Annotated in this window: 15 protein-coding genes and 1 tRNA gene; 11 read left to right on the top strand and 5 right to left on the bottom strand. The window is 48.1% G+C overall.

Annotation, left to right across the window (positions count from 1 at the left end; genetic code table 11):
- Positions 1-20: 20 nt before the first annotated feature.
- Both NZM04_09910 and NZM04_09905 read right to left on the bottom strand, forming a co-directional pair.
- Positions 21-593 carry a DJ-1/PfpI family protein gene (locus NZM04_09910; protein MCS7064332.1) on the bottom strand — a complete coding sequence of 191 codons (573 nt, stop codon included), beginning with the start codon at positions 591-593 and terminating at the stop codon, positions 21-23.
- Positions 590-1,369 carry a pyridoxine 5'-phosphate synthase gene (locus tag NZM04_09905; GenBank protein MCS7064331.1) on the bottom strand — a complete coding sequence of 260 codons (780 nt, stop codon included), beginning with the start codon at positions 1,367-1,369 and terminating at the stop codon, positions 590-592. Before NZM04_09905 ends, NZM04_09910 begins: the two co-directional genes overlap by 4 nt.
- A 72-nt stretch (positions 1,370-1,441) precedes the next feature.
- Here NZM04_09905 and glnD point away from each other — a divergent pair, with 72 nt between their 5' ends.
- The 10 genes from glnD (at position 1,442) to NZM04_09855 (ending at position 15,211) form a co-directional block, all read left to right on the top strand.
- A complete protein-coding gene (glnD, locus tag NZM04_09900) occupies positions 1,442-4,195 on the top strand; it encodes a [protein-PII] uridylyltransferase (GenBank protein MCS7064330.1) in 2,754 nt (917 codons plus the stop codon).
- Between the two features lie 89 nt (positions 4,196-4,284).
- Positions 4,285-5,565, top strand: coding sequence for a diaminopimelate decarboxylase (gene lysA, locus NZM04_09895; GenBank protein ID MCS7064329.1), 1,281 nt, complete (start codon positions 4,285-4,287; stop codon positions 5,563-5,565).
- A gap of 3 nt (positions 5,566-5,568) precedes the next feature.
- The gene (locus tag NZM04_09890) at positions 5,569-6,540 is read left to right on the top strand and encodes an ABC transporter permease (GenBank protein MCS7064328.1); all 972 of its coding nucleotides are present in this window, start codon (positions 5,569-5,571) and stop codon (positions 6,538-6,540) included.
- A 9-nt stretch (positions 6,541-6,549) separates the two neighbouring features.
- Positions 6,550-7,653: an ABC transporter permease gene (locus NZM04_09885; GenBank protein MCS7064327.1), complete on the top strand. Its 1,104-nt coding sequence runs from the start codon at positions 6,550-6,552 to the stop codon at positions 7,651-7,653.
- Between the two features lie 10 nt (positions 7,654-7,663).
- Positions 7,664-8,512: an ABC transporter ATP-binding protein gene (locus tag NZM04_09880; GenBank protein MCS7064326.1), complete on the top strand. Its 849-nt coding sequence runs from the start codon at positions 7,664-7,666 to the stop codon at positions 8,510-8,512.
- Positions 8,484-9,296 (top strand): ATP-binding cassette domain-containing protein, encoded by an 813-nt coding sequence (locus tag NZM04_09875; GenBank protein MCS7064325.1) that lies wholly within the window; start codon positions 8,484-8,486, stop codon positions 9,294-9,296. The genes NZM04_09880 and NZM04_09875 overlap by 29 nt, the downstream gene beginning before the upstream one ends.
- A complete protein-coding gene (locus NZM04_09870; GenBank protein ID MCS7064324.1) occupies positions 9,293-11,815 on the top strand; it encodes a glycosyltransferase in 2,523 nt (840 codons plus the stop codon). The genes NZM04_09875 and NZM04_09870 overlap by 4 nt, the downstream gene beginning before the upstream one ends.
- Positions 11,812-13,599, top strand: a complete 1,788-nt coding sequence (locus tag NZM04_09865; GenBank protein ID MCS7064323.1) for an ABC transporter ATP-binding protein/permease — start codon at positions 11,812-11,814, stop codon at positions 13,597-13,599. Before NZM04_09870 ends, NZM04_09865 begins: the two co-directional genes overlap by 4 nt.
- Before the next feature lie 14 nt (positions 13,600-13,613).
- Complete coding sequence (locus NZM04_09860) at positions 13,614-14,822, top strand: glycosyltransferase family 4 protein (protein MCS7064322.1); 1,209 nt, start codon at positions 13,614-13,616, stop codon at positions 14,820-14,822.
- A gap of 53 nt (positions 14,823-14,875) precedes the next feature.
- The gene (locus NZM04_09855) at positions 14,876-15,211 is read left to right on the top strand and encodes a DUF4339 domain-containing protein (protein ID MCS7064321.1); all 336 of its coding nucleotides are present in this window, start codon (positions 14,876-14,878) and stop codon (positions 15,209-15,211) included.
- A gap of 120 nt (positions 15,212-15,331) precedes the next feature.
- On the opposite strand, the gene NZM04_09850 is transcribed toward NZM04_09855, so the two are convergent.
- Complete coding sequence (locus NZM04_09850; protein ID MCS7064320.1) at positions 15,332-16,597, bottom strand: class I SAM-dependent RNA methyltransferase; 1,266 nt, start codon at positions 16,595-16,597, stop codon at positions 15,332-15,334.
- A gap of 11 nt (positions 16,598-16,608) precedes the next feature.
- A tRNA-His gene (locus NZM04_09845) sits at positions 16,609-16,685 on the bottom strand.
- A gap of 110 nt (positions 16,686-16,795) precedes the next feature.
- Between NZM04_09845 and NZM04_09840 the strand changes: the two genes are divergently transcribed.
- The gene (locus NZM04_09840) at positions 16,796-17,779 is read left to right on the top strand and encodes a glycosyltransferase (protein ID MCS7064319.1); all 984 of its coding nucleotides are present in this window, start codon (positions 16,796-16,798) and stop codon (positions 17,777-17,779) included.
- Here the strand turns inward: NZM04_09840 and NZM04_09835 are convergent.
- Positions 17,736-18,983: a glycosyltransferase family 4 protein gene (locus tag NZM04_09835; protein MCS7064318.1), complete on the bottom strand. Its 1,248-nt coding sequence runs from the start codon at positions 18,981-18,983 to the stop codon at positions 17,736-17,738. The genes NZM04_09840 and NZM04_09835 overlap by 44 nt on opposite strands.
- Positions 18,984-19,193 lie beyond the last annotated feature (210 nt).

The following is a 19,193-nucleotide window of genomic DNA, read 5'->3' as shown; positions in this document are numbered from 1 at the left end:
TTTTTGAAGTTTGAATAGGGCTAAGCGCAGATTTGAGCAATCACCCCTCGTTGTATTTCCTCGGCTGTGGCTTGACCGCGAAGTTGACGAATTATCTCCAGACTCCATTCCATGCTCGTTCCAGGTCCTTGACTTGTAATAAATGGCGGTGAGACAACGACGCGTTTCGTAGGTGAATAATGAGCCGCAGGCACCCAATGACTTGTGGATGGATAGCAAGTAATCAGCGTATCAGCTCTAAGTAAACCATGTCGTGCCAATATAGTTGGAGCTGCACAGATTGCGGCAACCCATCTACCATCTTGAATTTGCCGATAGAGCAAGGACTTAAGTTTTTCGGATTGAAAGAGATTCTCTGTGCCTAAGTTACCTCCTGGTAAAATGATGATAGCTGGTTGAATGTCGGAAGGTAGCTCTTGAAACGTGATATCGGCAAGATGCCGGGTGCCTTGTGCCGCTGTGATTTGACCGCGGTCGAGTCCTACACTTGTCACTTTGATTCCTGCCCTTCGCAAGAGGTCAATAGGCGTGATTGCCTCAATCTCTTCAAAACCTTCGGCTAGAAAAATTAAAGCTTCGAATTGTGCACTCATAAGATTTTTTTGTTTTCACTATATTCTGGAGACGAATTTTTTGGAAGCAAGGCCAACATCTCCTCAACCGCGCGTTTTAGGCCTGTCCACATCGCACGCGATACGATCGCATGGCCGATGTTAAACGTATGCACGTCAGGAATGGCCTGCGCATAATCCACAATGTTGTCGTAGTCGAGACCATGTCCAGCATTAATTTGCAACTGCAGTTCACGCGCTTTTTGCGCAGCAGCTACATGACGCTTCAATTCTCGTTGTCGATCGGCTTTACGCTTTCCGTTAGCGTAAGCTCCGGTGTGAAGCTCGATAACATGTGCTCCAATCTTTTTAGCAATCTCGATGTGTTGAATTATGGGATCAACAAATAGACTTACTCTAATTTTTTTAGATGTCAGCGTTCTAATCACTTTTTCTAGCTGGCTAGCTTGCTTTGGGACGTTCAAGCCACCCTCTGTCGTTAACTCCTGTCTTCGCTCTGGCACAAGGCATACCTCGGCAGGTCTGATTTTACTGGCTATGCGAACCATCTCTTCCGTCGGGGCCATTTCTAAATTTAAAATTACCCCGCTCAAACGACTGATCTCTAATACATCTGAGTCCTGTATGTGTCGACGATCTTCTCGTAGGTGCAATGTGATACGCGGCACCCCAGCGAGCAGGCAAATCTTGGCTGCATGGCGCGGAGAAGGCTCAGCAAAGTCTTCTGTGTGATATCCACGATAACGTGCTTGCCGCAAGGTGGCTACATGATCCAAGTTCACTCCTAGATAAGCCATAACCTCCCTTATACTTAAACTTATGCCGCTTGCCAATCCTGGTTCTTACCGCTTTGATTCTTCGCACAGCCCATGCCACGTCTTTACGAACGTGAACTTCTCGAGCTTGACCGTCTCTCAGAAAATCTCAAACGCCCATCAGACGTTCTTGCACGATATCAGAGATTTCTCAAACTCGAAGAACACAGAATCTTCCTCCAGCATCGACAAGGAGAAGATGGTCTGACGACTGCTCACCACCGAGCTGCTCTAATCAACGCCCTTCTTCGCCATCTCTGGCGCAAAGCAGAGGAGTCTTTTCAAGACAAAAAAAAACCACTTCTAACCCTGATTGCAGTCGGTGGATTCGGCCGTTACCAGCTTTGTCCGCATAGCGATATTGATTTACTCTTTCTCCAATCGAATGCCTCCGAGCTGTCTCGTCCTTGGATTGAATACATCCTCTATCAACTCTGGGATCTTGGATTGAAGCCAGGCTACGCTGTTCGTACAATGGAAGAAGTTATCTCCCTAGCCAATGAAGATTTACAAACCAAAACCTCTCTTCTTGAGACGCGCTACATCATCGGAGACGAGGCCCTTTGGCAACGTTTCAACACCGATTTCCCGCGCCACTGTATAATCGGGAAAGAAAAAGAATTTCTGCTTTGGCGAATCGAAGATCAAACTCGGCGTCATACCGAGCAAGGACGCTCCGTATTTCTGCAAGAACCAAACATTAAGCAAAGTTGTGGAGGGTTACGCGATTATCACCATCTCCTTTGGATTGGTCGAGTCGTTTTAGGCATTCAATCAACGCAGGACTTTGTTGAAAGCCGCTACCTCACCCCGACGGAGCGCAAGCAACTTGAGAAAGCATATAACTTCCTTCTCCGCATACGTCATGAAATGCACTACCTACAAAAACGACCTGGCGATATTCTTACACTTCCATTACAAGGCAAAATAGCCAACTCACTCCGTTATCAACATAAAACCCTCCTCCGACGCATCGAGGCTCTCATGCGAGACTACTACCACCATGCCAATATCATATATCAGACCTCACGATGGCTCACCGACACTTTGCATGCTCGCTTCTATCAACAGGAGCAGAAAAAACTTTGGAATATCCTACCTCTCAAAAAGAACACGCCCCGCGCCATAGTTATTGACGGATTTACTCTAAAACCGGACGGAATCTCAATGGCGCGTCCTACGCTCCTTTCTCAAGATCCAAGGCTCCTAGTCCGTGTTTTCCTTATTCTTCAACAACGTCAACTCCCTCTCTCTCCAGAGTTGGCCTCAGAGATCCGCCGCCGTGCCTATCTGCTGAAACGTTCATTGATCTACGAAAACTCAATTGTCGATATGCTTCTTCATATCCTCTCACAAAAAGGACAGGTCGGCCGCGCTTTAAGGTCCATGCACGAGCTAGGTATTCTAGGACGTCTCTTCCCTGAATTCGCGCCGCTTACTTGTCTTGTTCAACATGAATTTTATCATCGTTACACCGCTGATGAACACACTCTGCAGGCTATCGAGACTCTTGATGCTCTTGTGGCGTCTGAAATAAAGGCTCTGGAGCCTTATCAGCAACTCATCCATCGCATTGAACGTCCCCACCTTCTTTACCTCGCAATGCTTCTTCACGATACAGGCAAAGCACAAAACACCCGTGATCATGCAGGAGCAAGCGCTGTCTGTGCCATGCGTGCAGCTCGACGTCTACGTCTGCCTCCGCAGGAGTTATCCACGCTTGTATTTCTGGTAGACCATCATACCACGCTCTCTGAATGGGCACGACGGCGCAACATTGATGATGAAACGGTCATTCTCGAATTTGCGCGCATCGTTAAAACTCAAGAACGTCTCGACCTTCTGATGTTGCTCACATATGCCGATATTCAAGCCACAGGTGGTGACGTCGCTTGGTCTCGCTGGAGTCAAAGCCTTCATTGGATGCTTTATCGACGTGCCTCACAAGCGTTAGCAAGCGAGTCGGAATTCATCGAGGCTCTTCATATGCAGCTCCAATCCACACGCGAAGAGTGTCTGAACGCGCTTAAGGATCGTATACCGGCAGAGGAAATCAATCGTCATTTCGAGCTTATGCCGATACGCTATGCTATCGGACGTCCTAGCGATATTATCCAAAGCCACATCCTTGCCGTTCATGAGTTTCTTATCCAACAACACGATCCTTCATCCGACCCACTAGCTCCGATAATCTCTTGGACTGACTACCCTGATGAGGATCACTCTATAATTATCGTGGTCACATGGAACCGTGAACGCGTCTTCGCTAAGATTACCGCAGCGTTAACTGCAGTAGGGCTTTCTATCGTGCATGCAGATATTCAGACACGTCAGGACGACATTGTCATCGATACATTTACCGTCATGACGCGGCAACAAAAAGCAGCCACAGATCCTCGCGACAAAAAAAAGTTCAAAGAACTATTGCACCGCAGTCTTTGTGTGAGCGGCAATTCCATCGAGCCCCAAATTCCTGCCCCCAAAACTGTCTCGTTCCCAGTGGATGAAATTCCTCCGCGAATCTTTTTCTCTAATGATATGGATCCCCGTTACACCGTGTTAGAAATTCGGGCCACGGATCGCCCTGCCCTGCTCTATCAAATCACTAATGCACTAGCTGATTGCAAAATAGATGTTGGGATAGCTCGAATCACTACTGAAAAGGGGGTTGCGCTCGACACCTTTTATATCCGACGCAAAGACGGTCATAAGCTAGATCCCACCAAAGATATTCCCCCTCTTAGCCAATTATTAAGAGAACGGCTAGCGATTGGCTCTCAATCGAATTTACTCTCTGCCTCTGCTTAGTGATAAGCTCTATGGAGCCTCGTGTGGATCACACCAAGCGTCGGTGTTTTACCGTTGCAGCAAGTGCGCCTTAGGCTATTTTCGCCCCAATGCACCGATTTCAATATGTAAAAGGGCATCTTTGGGTCGAAGAAGTCCCAATTCAAAAGATAGCCCAACAACACGGCACACCGCTCTACATCTACTCCGCAAATACGATTCGCGATAATTACAACCGCTTAGCTTACGCCCTGAGCGTCTTACCTTACCAGATCTGCTATGCCATGAAGGCAAATTCCAATTTATCCATCGTCAGAGAGCTTGTGCGCCTCGGATCTGGATTTGATGTGACTTCAGCAGGAGAGCTGTATCGCGTCATTGAAGCTGGTGGAGATCCCGGTCGTTGCACCTTTGTCGGTGTGGGGAAAAGCACGGAAGAGATAGAATACGGGCTTCGGGAAGGCATATATAGTTTCATAGTAGAAAGCGAGGCAGAGCTGGAGCATATTGAGCGCATTGCGCGTCGGCTGAGGAAATCAGCGCCGTTTGCTTTACGAGTTAATCCGAACGTAGACGCACATACACACAAAAAAATCACAACGGGATTATATGAAAACAAATTCGGAATCCCTTACGAAGCCATTGAGCCTATCTATCGTCGTGCAGCTCGCTCACGTTATCTAAAGGCCCGCGGGGTGCAGATACACATAGGTTCTCAGATCACAGACGTCACGCCTTTTGAAAAAGCTGTGACTAAGATGTTGCCTCTCGTCCACAGCCTTAAGGACCGTTATGGCATTGAATTTTTCGACATTGGAGGAGGTATGGGCATCGTTTATCATGACGCTTTAGCTAGTGGCAAACCCGAATGGTGGAAGGCGCGCCCTGAAATGTTTACGCCGGAACTTTACGCATCGAGGCTCATTAAGCATTTGCTCCCCCTGAATATAAAAATCCTTCTAGAGCCTGGCCGATACATCGTCGGAAATAGCGGGATCATCGTGACTCAAGTGTTGTATATCAAAAAAAACATCAGCAAAACTTTTGCCATTGTGGATGCAGCTATGACGGAGTTGATCCGGCCTACACTTTACGAAGCATATCACGAAATTGTGCCACTTCGAAAAGCCTCTGCGTCCGCAACGAAAATCCTTTATGACGTCGTAGGTCCTGTATGCGAGTCTGGTGATTACCTAGCTAAAGCACGTGCACTACCAAAGTTAAAAGTCGGTGATTACTTAGCTATCCTGAGCACAGGAGCCTACGGCTTTGTAATGGCGTCAAATTACAATGCTCGACCACGTCCTGCGGAATTGCTCGTAGATGGTAAGCAAGTAAAAGTAGCGCGTCGCAGAGAAACCCTTAAAGATTTAATTCGTGGTGAGATTTAGAAAATGAAAAGGGTAATTATTCAAAGGTTAATGACTCTGCCTTTTCTTTTGCTTGGCATTAGTCTTCTAACCTTTGTTTTAATGACATTCACACCAGGTAGTTATCTCGACAATCTCAAAATGCAGCGAGATATTAAGCCTGAACTTATTGAAGCACAAAAAAAGCAATTCGGTCTGGATAAGCCTTGGTGGCAACAATACTTCATCTGGCTTAAAAACGTTCTACAATTAAACTGGGGCGAATCATACAAGTATCGTATACCGGTCACTCAACTTATTGCTCAGCGCCTTCCTGCGACATTTCTTCTTTCACTCACTTCGACGATTTTTGCACTCCTGATAGCTGTCCCACTTGGAGTATTGGCCGCAATGTATAAAGACTCGATTTTTGATCGTATCACTGGTCTTCTTGCATTTCTTGCGTTATCTGTGCCTGAGTTTTTCTTAGCACTGTTGGGCTTATACGTAGTGGCTCAAACTGGTTGGTTACCTACCGGTGGACTGACGTCCATAGAACATGAATTCTTACCATGGACTGGCAAGATACTTGATATCGGCCACCATTTGATTATGCCGACGATTGTTCTCGGCCTCAGTGGCGCAGCGGGAATGATGCGTATTATGCGCGCGAATTTTCTAGATGCGATTCGTGCGGAGTTTGTCATTACTGCAAGGGCAAAAGGGCTCCCAGAAATGAAAGTAATGTTTAAGCATGTCCTTCCTAACGCCATCAATCCACTCATATCAAGTCTTGGCTTTATTTTTGCTGGCTTACTGAGCGGATCAGTCCTTGTTGAAAATATCCTCAACTATCCTGGTCTAGGACGTCTTACCTTTGAAGCTTTCATGAGTAAGGATCAATTTGTTGTTCTAGCCAGTGTCATGATGGGAAGCTGTATGTTAATTTTGGGAAATTTGATTTCTGACGTTCTTCTGGCCTGGAGCGACCCTCGAATTCGGGCTGCCTACCGTTAGTTTATCGCCATGGCTGCCTTTTTAGGATCTTCAGAAAATTCTTTTAGTGAAGTATCCATAGGCTGGCGCGCTATTTGGAGAGGATTGTGGAAACGACCTACCACTTCATTCGCCTTACTTATACTAATCATTCTTTATGCCTCGGCCGTGACAGCAGATTTTATCGCCCCTCACAATCCCACTACTCAAAACCTGCAGGCAACTTTTCATCCACCAACGCGGCTCTTTTTGAAAAACGGCAAAATTCACGTTATGGGTTACCGTTTGATTGATCCGACTGCTGCCATCTACAAAGAGGATCCAGACTTAGCTCAACCTATTCCCTTTTTGGTCAGCGATTCCACCTACAAGTTTTTGGGCTTAATTCCGATGAAATTAAAATTGTGGCAAGCTCCTGAAGGAGCCCGATTTTACTTACTCGGAAGTGATAGCACCGGGCGTTGTGTTTTTTCACGGCTTCTTTATGGAGCTCGAATCTCTCTTTCTGTGGGAATCATCGGAATTAGCATAACGATGATTTTAGGGTGTCTAATCGGTTGTATCGCAGGATATTTTGGCGGATGGATGGACACATTAGCAATGCGCCTGACGGAAATTCTGATGGCTGTGCCTGGACTCTACCTTTTGCTAGCTCTACGATCGGCCTTTGCAGAGCACTTCAGCTCAGATCAAATGTATCTGCTGATTGTCGGTATCCTGAGTTTCATTGGCTGGAGCGGCACTGCACGAGTTGTGCGAGGGCTTGCCTTATCTATAAAAGAAAGGCCTTATGTCTTAGCGTCACGTGCGTTGGGGCAAAGCACTGCGAAGATCCTTACTCGTCATCTTCTCAGAAACATGACCAGCTACCTTATCGTTGCCGGAATGATGAGCATCCCGGGGTATATCCTTGGAGAGGCTGCTTTGAGTTTTTTGGGCGTAGGCATTCAAGAACCATCTGCATCATGGGGACTCATGCTTTCTCAAGCACAAGAGATGAAAGTATTTATGTTAAACTTTTGGTGGCTACTCTCACCCGGTATCTTAATTATTCTCACCGTTCTGTGTTTTAATATCCTCGGCGAAGGATTGCGCGACCTCGTCGATCCAAAATTCCGTTTTTTTAACAAATAATCTCACACCTATGTCCGCCCCGCTACTTCAAATTCGCAACCTCACTATTGATTTCAAGAATGGGCCCGTGAGCCATCGTGCAACCCATCGAGTCTCCTTAGAAATACGCTCAGGCGAAGTATTGGCTTTGGTCGGAGAAAGCGGCAGTGGAAAATCTGTAACAGCTCTTGCTGTAACGAAACTTCTTCCCTCTCCTCCAGCCTATTATACCGAGGGAGAAATTCTTTTCGAAAATCAAGATGTCTTAAAACTTCGGCCGGATGCGCTTCGAGCCATTCGAGGCGGCCGTATAGCCTACGTCTTTCAGGAGCCTTCCACTTCTCTTAATCCAGTCTTTACGATCGAGGAACAAATCAAAGAAGCCATAGAAATTCACCGCAAGGAAATCAGTAATCCTCGCGCCGAAATCATCGAAGCCTTACGCCGAGTTGGAATTCAAAATCCAGAAATGCGCCTTTCAGCTTATCCTCATGAACTCAGCGGTGGCATGCAACAACGGGTCATGATCGCCATGGCTCTGGCTTGTAAGCCTAAGCTGCTCATTGCCGATGAGCCTACCACTGCGCTCGATGTTACAATTCAAGCGCAAGTCATGAACCTTTTGAAAGCGATCAGGAAAGAAACCAATATGGCCATTCTCCTGATCACGCATAACTTCGGTATCATAGCTGATTTTGCCGACCGCGTTGCTGTCATGTATCGTGGGCAGATAGTAGAGTCAGGCGAAACAACCCAAATTCTAACAGCCCCGCAACATCCTTACACTCGTGCACTGATGGCCTGCATTCCACGCCTAGGATCAAAACAAAAACGCCTCATCACTATCAACTATGACGAAATCCAGCTCTCCCCTTCTTGAAGTTAAAAACCTCAAAGTCTATTTTCCCGTCCGAACAGGTATTTTCCAAAAGATTTCTGGCTGGATCAAAGCTGTGGATGACGTCTCTTTCTCGATCCCCAAGGGCACTACGGTCGGCCTTGTAGGAGAAAGTGGCAGTGGAAAAACAACTATAGGTCGTGCCTTGATAAAACTAATCACGATAACATCAGGCGAAATCTTCTACGACGGACAAGCTATTCATCAGTTATCAGAAAAAATGTTTCGGCCATACCGCAAAAAAATCCAGATGATTTTTCAAGACCCCTTCCATTCGCTCAATCCACGTATGACTATCCATGACATCATTGGTGAAGCCTTAGAAATCCATTTCCCGAGCCTCTCAAAAAGTGAACGCACAGAACGAATCACCTTACTCCTCCAGAGAGTGGGCCTTAAGAAAGAACATCTCTTCCGCTACCCTCACGAATTCAGCGGTGGACAACGTCAACGCATCGGCATCGCGAGAGCTTTAGCTGTAGAGCCAGAATTTATCATCTGTGACGAACCTGTGAGTGCCCTCGACGTCTCAGTTCAAGCGCAAATCATCAACTTGCTCCAAGATCTTCAAGATGAATTAGGCCTCACCTATCTTTTCATTGCCCACGATCTGGCTGTAATCGAGCACATGAGTGATGAAGTCCTCGTCATGCGCCACGGCGTGATCGTCGAGAGCGGATCGGCAGAGGCTATCTATCAAAATCCACAGCATCCCTATACTCGCGAGCTGATTGCGAGCGTCCCAAAATTCGATTTTCATTCATGAGCTCTTCTTCCCAGCGAATTACTTGTCAGGCTAAATTCTTTTACAAACACGATCAAAAATTTTACGCCCAAGGAGTGACTTACGGACCTTTCAAACCCAGAAGCGAAGGGGCTCCACACTTACCCAATCCAAAAGAAGTCGAGCGTGATTTTTCATTGATGTGTGATCTAGGAATCAACCTCATACGCCTATACCACGTCCCCCCACGCTGGCTCATGGATAAAGCTGCGGAACATCAAATCTACGTCTTAATCACTATACCTTGGGTCAAACGAGTCCTGTTTCTTGATGATAAAAAAACACTACAACAGACCAGGCACAACGTTTCTGAAGCTGCCCGCATGCATCGAGATCATCCTGCGCTAATGGGCTTCTTCGTAGATAACGAAATTCCGCCTGATCTAGTCCGCTGGTATGGAGCAAGAAAAGTCGAAAAATATCTGGATCAACTAGTCGCAATCATTAAAGACATAGACCCTGCTGCGCTGGTCACATACGCAAACTTTCCACCTACAGAGTATCTCTTGCCTGCCAACGTAGATTTTTATAGCTACAACGTTTATCTACATCGAATAAGCGATCTCAAAAATTACCTATCTCGTTTGCATAATCTAGCAGGGGAAAAGCCTGTTCTCCTCAGCGAATTCGGAATGGATACCCTGCGGCATTCTGAAGAAGAGCAAGCGCAGCTCCTTGTGGATCATATTAAAACCGTTTTTCAAAGTGGCCTCGCAGGCACCATCATCTTCTCGTGGACAGATGAGTGGTTTACAGATGGAGTAGAAATTAATGATTGGGCATTCGGCATCACTCGCAAAGACCGCTCTCCTAAGCTAGCCTATTCGGCGCTTAAGCCTTATCTCTCCGAGCCTCATCGGCCCCTCTATCAACGTTTCCCTCTTTCTAAGACCCCTAAAGTCTCCGTAGTCGTTTGTTCTTACAACGGAGCACGGACACTTCGTGATTGTCTCACATCCCTACAACGTCTCCACTATCCCGACTACGAAGTCATATTTGTTGATGATGGCTCAACAGACCATTCACAAGAAATCGTTAAGGATTTTCCGAATGTCATCAACATCTACCAAAAAAACAAAGGCTTAAGTGTCGCTCGAAACGTTGGCATAGAGCGGGCGCAAGGCTCGATCGTCGCTTTCACTGATTCAGATTGCATGGCCGATCCGGACTGGCTCTATTTTTTAGTGCTAGCTTTTGACAACGGGAAATATGCGGCCGTTGGCGGTCCAAATCTCTCTCCACCTGCAGCCAATTGGGTTCAAGCAACTGTAGCCGCCGCACCGGGTAGTCCAAGTCATGTTCTGTTAACTGATACTGAAGCTGAGCATGTGCCCGGCTGCAACATGGCTTTTCAAAAATCAGTTCTCCAAGAAGTGAACGGCTTTGATCCTGAATACCGAAAAGCAGGTGACGATGTCGATATATGCTGGCGCATCATGCAGCGCGGTTACAAAATCGGATTCAGTCCGACGGCAATTGTCTGGCACTATCGTCGATTCACTGTGGAAGCCTACTTTAAGCAACAAAAAGGTTACGGCGAGGCCGAGGCACTCTTACGTTTCAAACACCTAAATCACTTTGCCGATACCGGTTCAGCCATCTGGCATGGACGCGTCTACTCCCAAGTCCGATTAGATCCGATCTGGCATCGTCCAGTCATTTATCATGGCGTATGGGGCACTGGTTTTTTTCAATGCATATACCCTCAGCAAGAGTCTCCTTGGAGCTACCTCCTCAGTAGCATCGAGTGGCTGGGGTTGACTCTTTTCATTTTTCTCCTCTCCATACCTCTGGAGTTTTTACGGATTATGCCGCTGGTCATGTTCGGACTTACTTTAATCGTCGGACTATCCTACATCCTGCGCGCCCGAATGGAACCCAAGTATGATATCGTCCTGGCGCGGCTTCTCCTTTTGTATTTGGCTTTGGCTCAACCCTGGGCACGCGGTTGGGCACGCTATTTTACTTGGCTCAAGGGCAAAAATACACCTGACAACGTTCTTAAAAAGAAAGAAGAGGAGCCGCATCCTACAGCCACTTTTCTTAACTCTCACCATCTCCGTTTCTGGAGTGATAAAGGTCTCGACCGTTGCCATCTCCTATCGGCGATCACTCAACTCCTCGAGTCAGAAGAATGGAAATACGCCATCGATACAGGCTGGAATGATTGGGACATTCACATCTTTGCAAGCCGTTGGTGGAATATTCGCTTGCGTAGCATGACCGAAATTTATCCACATGGAAAAAGACTCACTCGCATCCACAATCATCTCCATGCAACGACTTTCTCTCGCTTAGTTAACGGAATCCTCTTCACCTTTTTGCTAACGTTTTTCTTTGTCGGATTTCACATTTGGCCATGGCTCTTTGCCATAACGCTGCTGAGCCTGGCGGGCTTATTCCTCCATGGGCTTGCGATTCGCCGAAGAGTGGCTGATCTCGTCCAAGTTGCAGCCACACATGCAGGTCTTGTATGGGTAAACACTCAAAATAAACAATGAAATCCCTGTATTTGAGAGTAGCAAAATATTACGCAAGCTACTCAGGATCGATATTTCTTGCACTAATTTTAATGTGGATAGCCATAGGGCTCGCCCTTCTTAAGCCTTGGCCTCTACAGTGGCTGATAGATGATGTGATTCCGACGGCCGCTCGCCAACAGTCATCCGTTCAGTGGAGAGGTTATGTTTTTGAAACTCCTACAGCGCTCTCGCTTGGCTGCTTGAGCATCGTCTGCATTCATCTCCTACAGGGACTCTTCCATGCAGCGAATACCTACTGGCTAGTCCGTATCGGACTGGAAGCCCTGGTGAAACTGCGCACCGAAATCTATCGCTACCTACAGTATCTCCCCTTGCACTTTCATGATGCTAGAAAAATCGGTGATTCAACCTTCCGTGTGGCCTACGACTCACAAGCCATACAAACATTCTTTAATCGCGGTTTTGCCACAATCCTCAGCGCAGGCGTCACTCTCATCGCCGCTTTTATTATCATGATCCAAATGCATCTCTTGCTCGCTTGCATCGCGATTGCCATCACGCCTCTGCTGTGGCTGACAATTTTTCTCTACGCCAAACGAATCCGCTCTCAAAGCACCGATGTGCAAAAAGAAGAAAGCGATGTCCTCTCCCGCGCTCAAGAAGGCATAAGCACGATCAGAGTCATCCATGCCTTCGGGCGAGAGGAACAAGAAATCGCTTCGTTTAGAGCAGAAGCTCACCAAAGCAAAGAGGCAAATCTGCGCCTTACCTTGACCAACGTCACCTCTTCAGCCCTCGTAGGTCTGATCATCGCTATCGGCACGGCTCTCATCGCTTACTTTGGAGCGCTTGCTGTCATAGACGGAAGCCTGACGGTTGGAAAACTTACCGTTTTTTTGAGTTACCTCGTCATGCTCTACCAGCCCCTTGAGCAACTCAGTTACACGGCCTGGGCACTTGAAGGCGCAGCCGCAGGAATGCAGCGAGTCTTTGAAATACTCGATACAGAAGACAGCGTCCCCGATGCTCCTGATGCAAAACCTATCCCTCCCATTCGAGGCGAAATCTTGATCCAAAATGTCACCTTCGGTTATGAAATAAACCGCCCTGTCCTAAAAAATCTCTCACTCCACATCCCAGCCGGCAAGACGGTAGCCATCGTCGGCGGCACAGGTGCAGGCAAAACCACAATCCTCTCCCTCTTGCCCAGATTTTACGACCCGCAGGAAGGACGCCTCTTAATTGACGGCCATGATATACGCACGGTAACCAAACGCTCCCTTCGCAATCAAATCAGCGTCGTGTTGCAAGACACCATTCTTCTCAGTGGCACGATTTACGAAAACATCGCTTACGGAAAACTTGGCGCTACCTCAAAAGAAATCGAAGCAGCCGCTCAAGCTGCTCAAATTCTCGATTTCATAAAAAGCCTCCCTGAAGGCTTCCAAACACAAGTCGGCGAGCGCGGCATCCGACTCAGCGGTGGCCAGCGTCAACGCATCGGCATCGCACGCGCCTTCCTCAAACAAGCCCCTATCCTCCTTCTCGATGAACCCACTAGCGCTCTCGATCCCGCTACTGAAGCCGAAATCATGAAGACCATCCAACAACTTCTCGGCCGCCAGACCACGATCATCGTAACTCACCGCCTCACCACTATCCACCACTTAGCGGATTGCATCCACGTCTTAAGAGATGGTCGCCTAGTCGAATCCGGCACGGGAGCTGAACTCCTCGACCAAGGCGGCTACTACGCAGAGCTCTGGAAACATCAATCCAGCGAAAATCAAAAAAAGGCCTAGCTTCACTCGACCTGATGCTTCTCATCTTCACTTCTCATCCTATTCAGTATCAAGCTCCCCTCTGGGGCAAATTAGCTGAATCAAACGCGATACCGTTTGAAGTCCTCTTTCTTTCTTCTCGCGGCGCCTGCCGCTACTTCGATCCCGAATTTCAGCGCGACATCGCTTGGGATATCCCCATGCTCGAAGGCTATTCCTACACGATCCTCAACGCCCCTGAACGCCCAGATCATAGCTCGGCTGCCACTTTCAGAAATTCATTTGAAGACATCCTTCTCAAAAAAAAAGTCACCCACCTCTGGGTCCACGGTTGGGCGCCGTGGCCGATGCGAGAAGCCATACATATTGCCCACAATCAAAAAATCAAAATATGGCTCACAGCCGAAAATCACAACCTCGGAAACCCCTCCTCCCTCCGCATCGCACTTAAAAAAATCTTCCTCTCCCCCATCTTTCGCAAAATAGACACCTTCCTCGTTATCGGCTCAGCCAACCACGCCTTCTACAAAAGCTTCTCTATCTCCGACTCACGCCTAGTTCGTTTCCCCTACAGCGTCGATAACGACCGTTTTCACGCCCAATCTCAAACCCTGCGCCCGATCCGCCTCGAAATTCGTCAGCGCTGGCACATTCCCCCCCACGCCTACTGCGCCCTATTCTGCGGAAAACTCATCCCCAAAAAACGTCCTACCGATCTCATCGCTGCCGCACGACTCTGCATGCGACAAAACCCATCGCGCCCAATTCATCTCCTTTTTTGCGGCACAGGACCGCTCAAAAAAACATTAACACAAACCTGCTCCATCGCTTATGACGCCGAGTCGCCCCAAGCCACACCTCAAAAAAAACACGACCACCCGCAGGCCTCTTTCATCGGATTTCTAAACCAAACCGAAATCCCCCAAGCTTATGTCGCAGCAGACTGCCTCGTCTTGCCCAGCGACTATCGCGAGACATGGGGACTCGTCGTCAATGAAGCCATGGCCAGCGACTGCCCTGCGATCATCAGCGATCAATGTGGTTGCGCCCCTGATCTCGCCGTCATCCCACCCAACCGCAGCTACCCTTGCGGTGACGTCTCAGCACTAGCACAAGCGATGCTCTCCCTGCACACATCAGCCACTTCCCCACACCAACTCTATCACAAACTCAGCGCCGCCGGTCACCACTACACTCATCTTGTAGATCAAATCCGAAGACTTTATTCGTCGACACCCAGTTAAATTCCAAAAATTCACTACAAAATTTTTTCAAATCATGTAAAATTATATCCACTATGAGCACTGCCAATATCCACATGAGCCGGGCTTTTGTTGAATTCGGCCCCTTCACACTCGAAGAATTCCATACCTTCAAAAATCGTGGCATCCTCCGCGACACCGACTACTTCCGCAAAGAAGGCGAATCCCACTGGATGCACGTCGCAGAATTTGCACTTTCGCATCCACTCGAAGCTCCGAGTAAAACTAAGACCAACAAATCCTCATCTACCAGCAAAACAAGCACCACAAAACCTGCAAACACCTCCTCCAAAGCCGCTGCATCTCCATCTAAGACGACCTCCAAATCTTCTTCTGCTCAATCAGCAGGGGCTAAAAAAGGTCGCGCATGAAAAACTTCGTAAGCCATTAACTAAGCGGACGCCAGTTCACAGGCATCTAGCGATAACATCATAACAGCAAGCCTTCTAACTCCCAACTTTCGTCAGTGGGCGTCATACCATACTACAAATTCATTCTGTTTTCTTCCGATCCAGCGTCATCACCGTCTCGACATGCTTTGTTTGCGGAAAGAGATCAAACGGCGTAATCCGCACCAGTTCATACCCGTTTTCCAAAAAACTTCTCATATCTCGTATTTGAGTCGGCGGATAACACGACACATAGACCACACGTCTAGCCGAAAAAGCTATCGCCTGAGCCAGAAACGCCTCATCACACCCTCGTCGCGGCGGATCGATAATCATAGCAGCATTGGCTCCATCGATCTCTAAAGCCCGAAATAGCGAAGCCGCATCGCCCAAACGAAATTCCACGTGGCTAATCCCATTAATCCGCGCATTCTCTCGCGCTCTCTCAACAGCCTGAGGACTGATCTCCACCCCGAAGACCTGCTTGAAATATTTTGCACCGCACAACGCAAAAAGCCCCGACCCACAATACGCATCCACGAGATAATCTGCACCTTTAGCTTCCTGCACAACATATTCTACGAAAGAGTTTAGAATCGAACGATTGTTTTGAAAAAAATCGCCAGCCGGAAACTGCAATCGAATGCCGCACACCGTTTGACTCACCGTCCTGCGCGAATCCGTCACCACGCCCTCATCCGACTCCCGAATCAGTAAAGTCGCGCCACGGCGATAATCTCGCCAATTTTTCAAAAATTGCTGCCTCAATTCAGCCAGGCCTGCATTCACAGCATCTGTTGCAATCGCACATGACTCAATATCCACAATCTCATGACGGCTGCCCCTTTTCAAAAAACCTAAAGCCGGAGGCGCATCTGCCGCCTGTCGTTTGGAACGATTAAAATGTGGAGTGATCTTATTGCGATAGCCGTAGATGGCAGGCGAGGGGATGGTCGCAGCGACTTTTTCAGAGGCCTTCTGGATTCCGCCCAGTCGCTCGAGTAATTCCACTACCTGGTTTCGCTTGTAATAGAGCTGAGCCTCGTAACGAAGGTGTTGATATTGGCAACCTCCGCATCGCTGAAAATATGAGCAGACAGGTTGCGTCCGATCTTCAGATGGGTGGGTAATAGCTAGCAATTCAGCCTCTGCGTAATTGCGGTGCACCTTTGTAACGCGCACCTTTGCACACTCTCCTGGAATGGTATATGGCACAAACAACACAAAGCCCGCATGCCGCGCAATTCCTGACCCGTCGTTGGATAGATTTTCAATTGTCACCTGAAACTCATGTCCAGGCTTTATCTCGCTACGGAGGTCTTTATTGTCGCCGAGCTCCGTCCGTTCCAGCATTTTGTTTCCCGCCACAGGTAGTAGGGTGGGGCGACCGACGGGACTTGAACCCGCGACAGCCAGATCCACAATCTGGAGCTCTAACCAACTGAGCTACGGTCGCCGTCATTGATAAGATCATGATTTCTACCCCACAACCTAGCATGCGTCAATCTCCCCCATACAAAAGAAAACCGCTTTCCCTCATCGCTAAGGAGACCCAGAATAACAAGAATGTCGCTCGACTTTAGCATTGAAACGCCTTTCGTCACACTCGTCACCCCTACTTACAACCAAGGCAGGACTATACGCCAGACTATTGAATCCGTCCTCTCACAATCTTATCCGCATTTTGAATACTGGGTCATAGATGGCGCTAGCACGGATGACACTCTGCAAATCTTGAGCGACTATCGCTCTGACCCGCGTCTGCACGTCATTTCAGAGCCCGATCGCGGCCAATCCGATGCGCTTGAAAAAGGCTTAAAACGTTCCCACGGACTCCTTTGGAACTGGATAAACAGCGATGACTACTTACTTCCCGATGCGCTTTTATCCCTGCACGAAACGTATCAGCGTTTTCCCGAGGCGCGGATTTTCTCTGGGATCACTGAGGAATTTGAGGAGGGGCAACCAGAAAAATTAAACCCGATCCGTTTACAGCTACGAAGTGATCCATCACACAGCATAGCGGTTGGCGTTTTCTGTCAACCCAGCACCTTTTGGAAAACGGAGACCGTTCGAGCCTTGGGCGGCATCCATCCAGCGCTTCACTACGTGATGGATTGGCATCTGTGGGTGCGTTACCTCTGTGAATACGGCCATGAAGGGATAGCGTTGATTCCACAAGCATTGGCGCGGTTTCGGAAGCATCCTCAGTCAAAGAGCATCTCACAAGGGAGTGGATTTCATGCTGAGGCGGCGACAATTTATCGAGCTTTGCTAGAGCGCGCACGTGCTCCGGAAACATTTTATTCTGAGTTGCCCTCAGCCTTTTCCAAAGAAAGCATTTTCCCTTCTGCACTGACGTTTCGCTGTTTTTCAGCAAAATCGTTTTTGAAAGCGTATGCTGATAAAAAAATTCGCATCTTTCATAAACGTGGTGATCACCGCGCGGCTCTACATTGGCTATGGATCAGCCTTCGCAAAGCTGGTGGGTTGACGCTGTGGCGGCTTAAAATTTTGATTCGGAGCTTATGGAGGAAGTTGTTTTCGTAAAAATTTCTTCCCAAATTTCAGCGCAGGAGAGAGGGTGATACTCCGCAGCTACCAGTTTCGAAGCATGAAGAGCGCGCGTTTCAAAAGTTGTGCGTTGCTGCTGCCACGTCGTAATCGCCTGAAACAGGGCGTCGCTTGAGCCGCTTGAAAAGACAAGCCCAGCTTGGGACATCTCGATCACTTCAGCGGCGCCTGCTTGAGAGGAGATGATAACGGGTCGCGCATTCAATAGCGCTTCAAGAGCGACACGAGAAAACGTCTCGATGCGAGACGGCACGATAATTAAGGAGGCTGACTGTATTGCTTGGGCAATGCTCTCTGGATCAAGTCGAGAATCAATCTGAACGAGTCCTTGAGATTCGAGAATTTTAGCTCGTTCAAGAACAGAGCTGGCAAAAGGCGTGAGGCCTTCAGTCGTCGGCATGATGCACCGAAAACGCAAATGCCAATTCTGAAAGCTGGCCTTGTGTCGTTCGATGACCTCCATCACTAGGTCAGGTGCCTTGAGTGGACTGAGGCCGCCAATGTATAGGAGTGTGTTCGAGGAAGCTGCCGTGGTGCGAGGTGTAGCCGAAAGCGCGAGGTGACGATGAGTTAAGTTCACACGATAACGAAGCATTTTTTTTTGAGGGATGCGATATTGGGTGGAGAGGATTTTTTCAGATAAGGACGAGTTGACGGCCAGGCAAGTGGCTTGATTCCAGACTGAATAGAAAAAATTGCGTTTTTCGAAAGTGATCTTTTGTGGAGTGACGTGGCATGGAAATGCATTGATTTGAAGGCAGGCTGGAGGCAGTGGCGCTCGCAGTATGGTTTTTGACAGGAAGTATGGGATGGCGTCGCTTTTCTCTCCGTAGATCCACAGCAGGTCGGGCTTGGGAATGGATTGGATCCACTGTTTAAGCCAGTGGGCATCGGTGAAGGCTTTTCGTTCAGAGACGAAAGGTTTTGCGAGCTTATCTATTATGCTCCAGTGGTGGTGACGATTTTTTAGTGGGACGAGCCAAAGGTCGAAAGGCGCATTGGGCACAGAGCATATTTTTTTTAGGGGCTGCCCGAGAAAGTCATGACTTTGGGATAGAGCAAAGATTTGATGACCGCGTTGCTGGAGGGCGAGGAGGAGATCAATTAGCGTGCCTTCCCAGCGTTGTCCGGCGCGGGAGTATTCTTGCCAGAGCCAGCGGGAGAGGATTGCGATTTTCATGGGGTTGGGCAAGTATGTGAAAGTTGTATGATTGTTTTTGCTTTAGGAAGTGTAGAAAAGTGAGCCTGGTAAGGATGGTATTATGTCGAGACCTGTGGTGTCTATCGTGATTCCTGTTTACAATCGAAAGGATAGTGTAGTGAGGGCGATCGATAGCGCTTTGCGGCAGAGTTATAAAGAAATTGAAGTAATTGTGACAGACAATGCTTC

The organism is Candidatus Methylacidiphilales bacterium (assembly GCA_025056655.1).
Lineage (GTDB): Bacteria > Verrucomicrobiota > Verrucomicrobiia > Methylacidiphilales > JANWVL01 > JANWVL01.
This window is presented reverse-complemented; position numbering and strand designations above follow the sequence as displayed.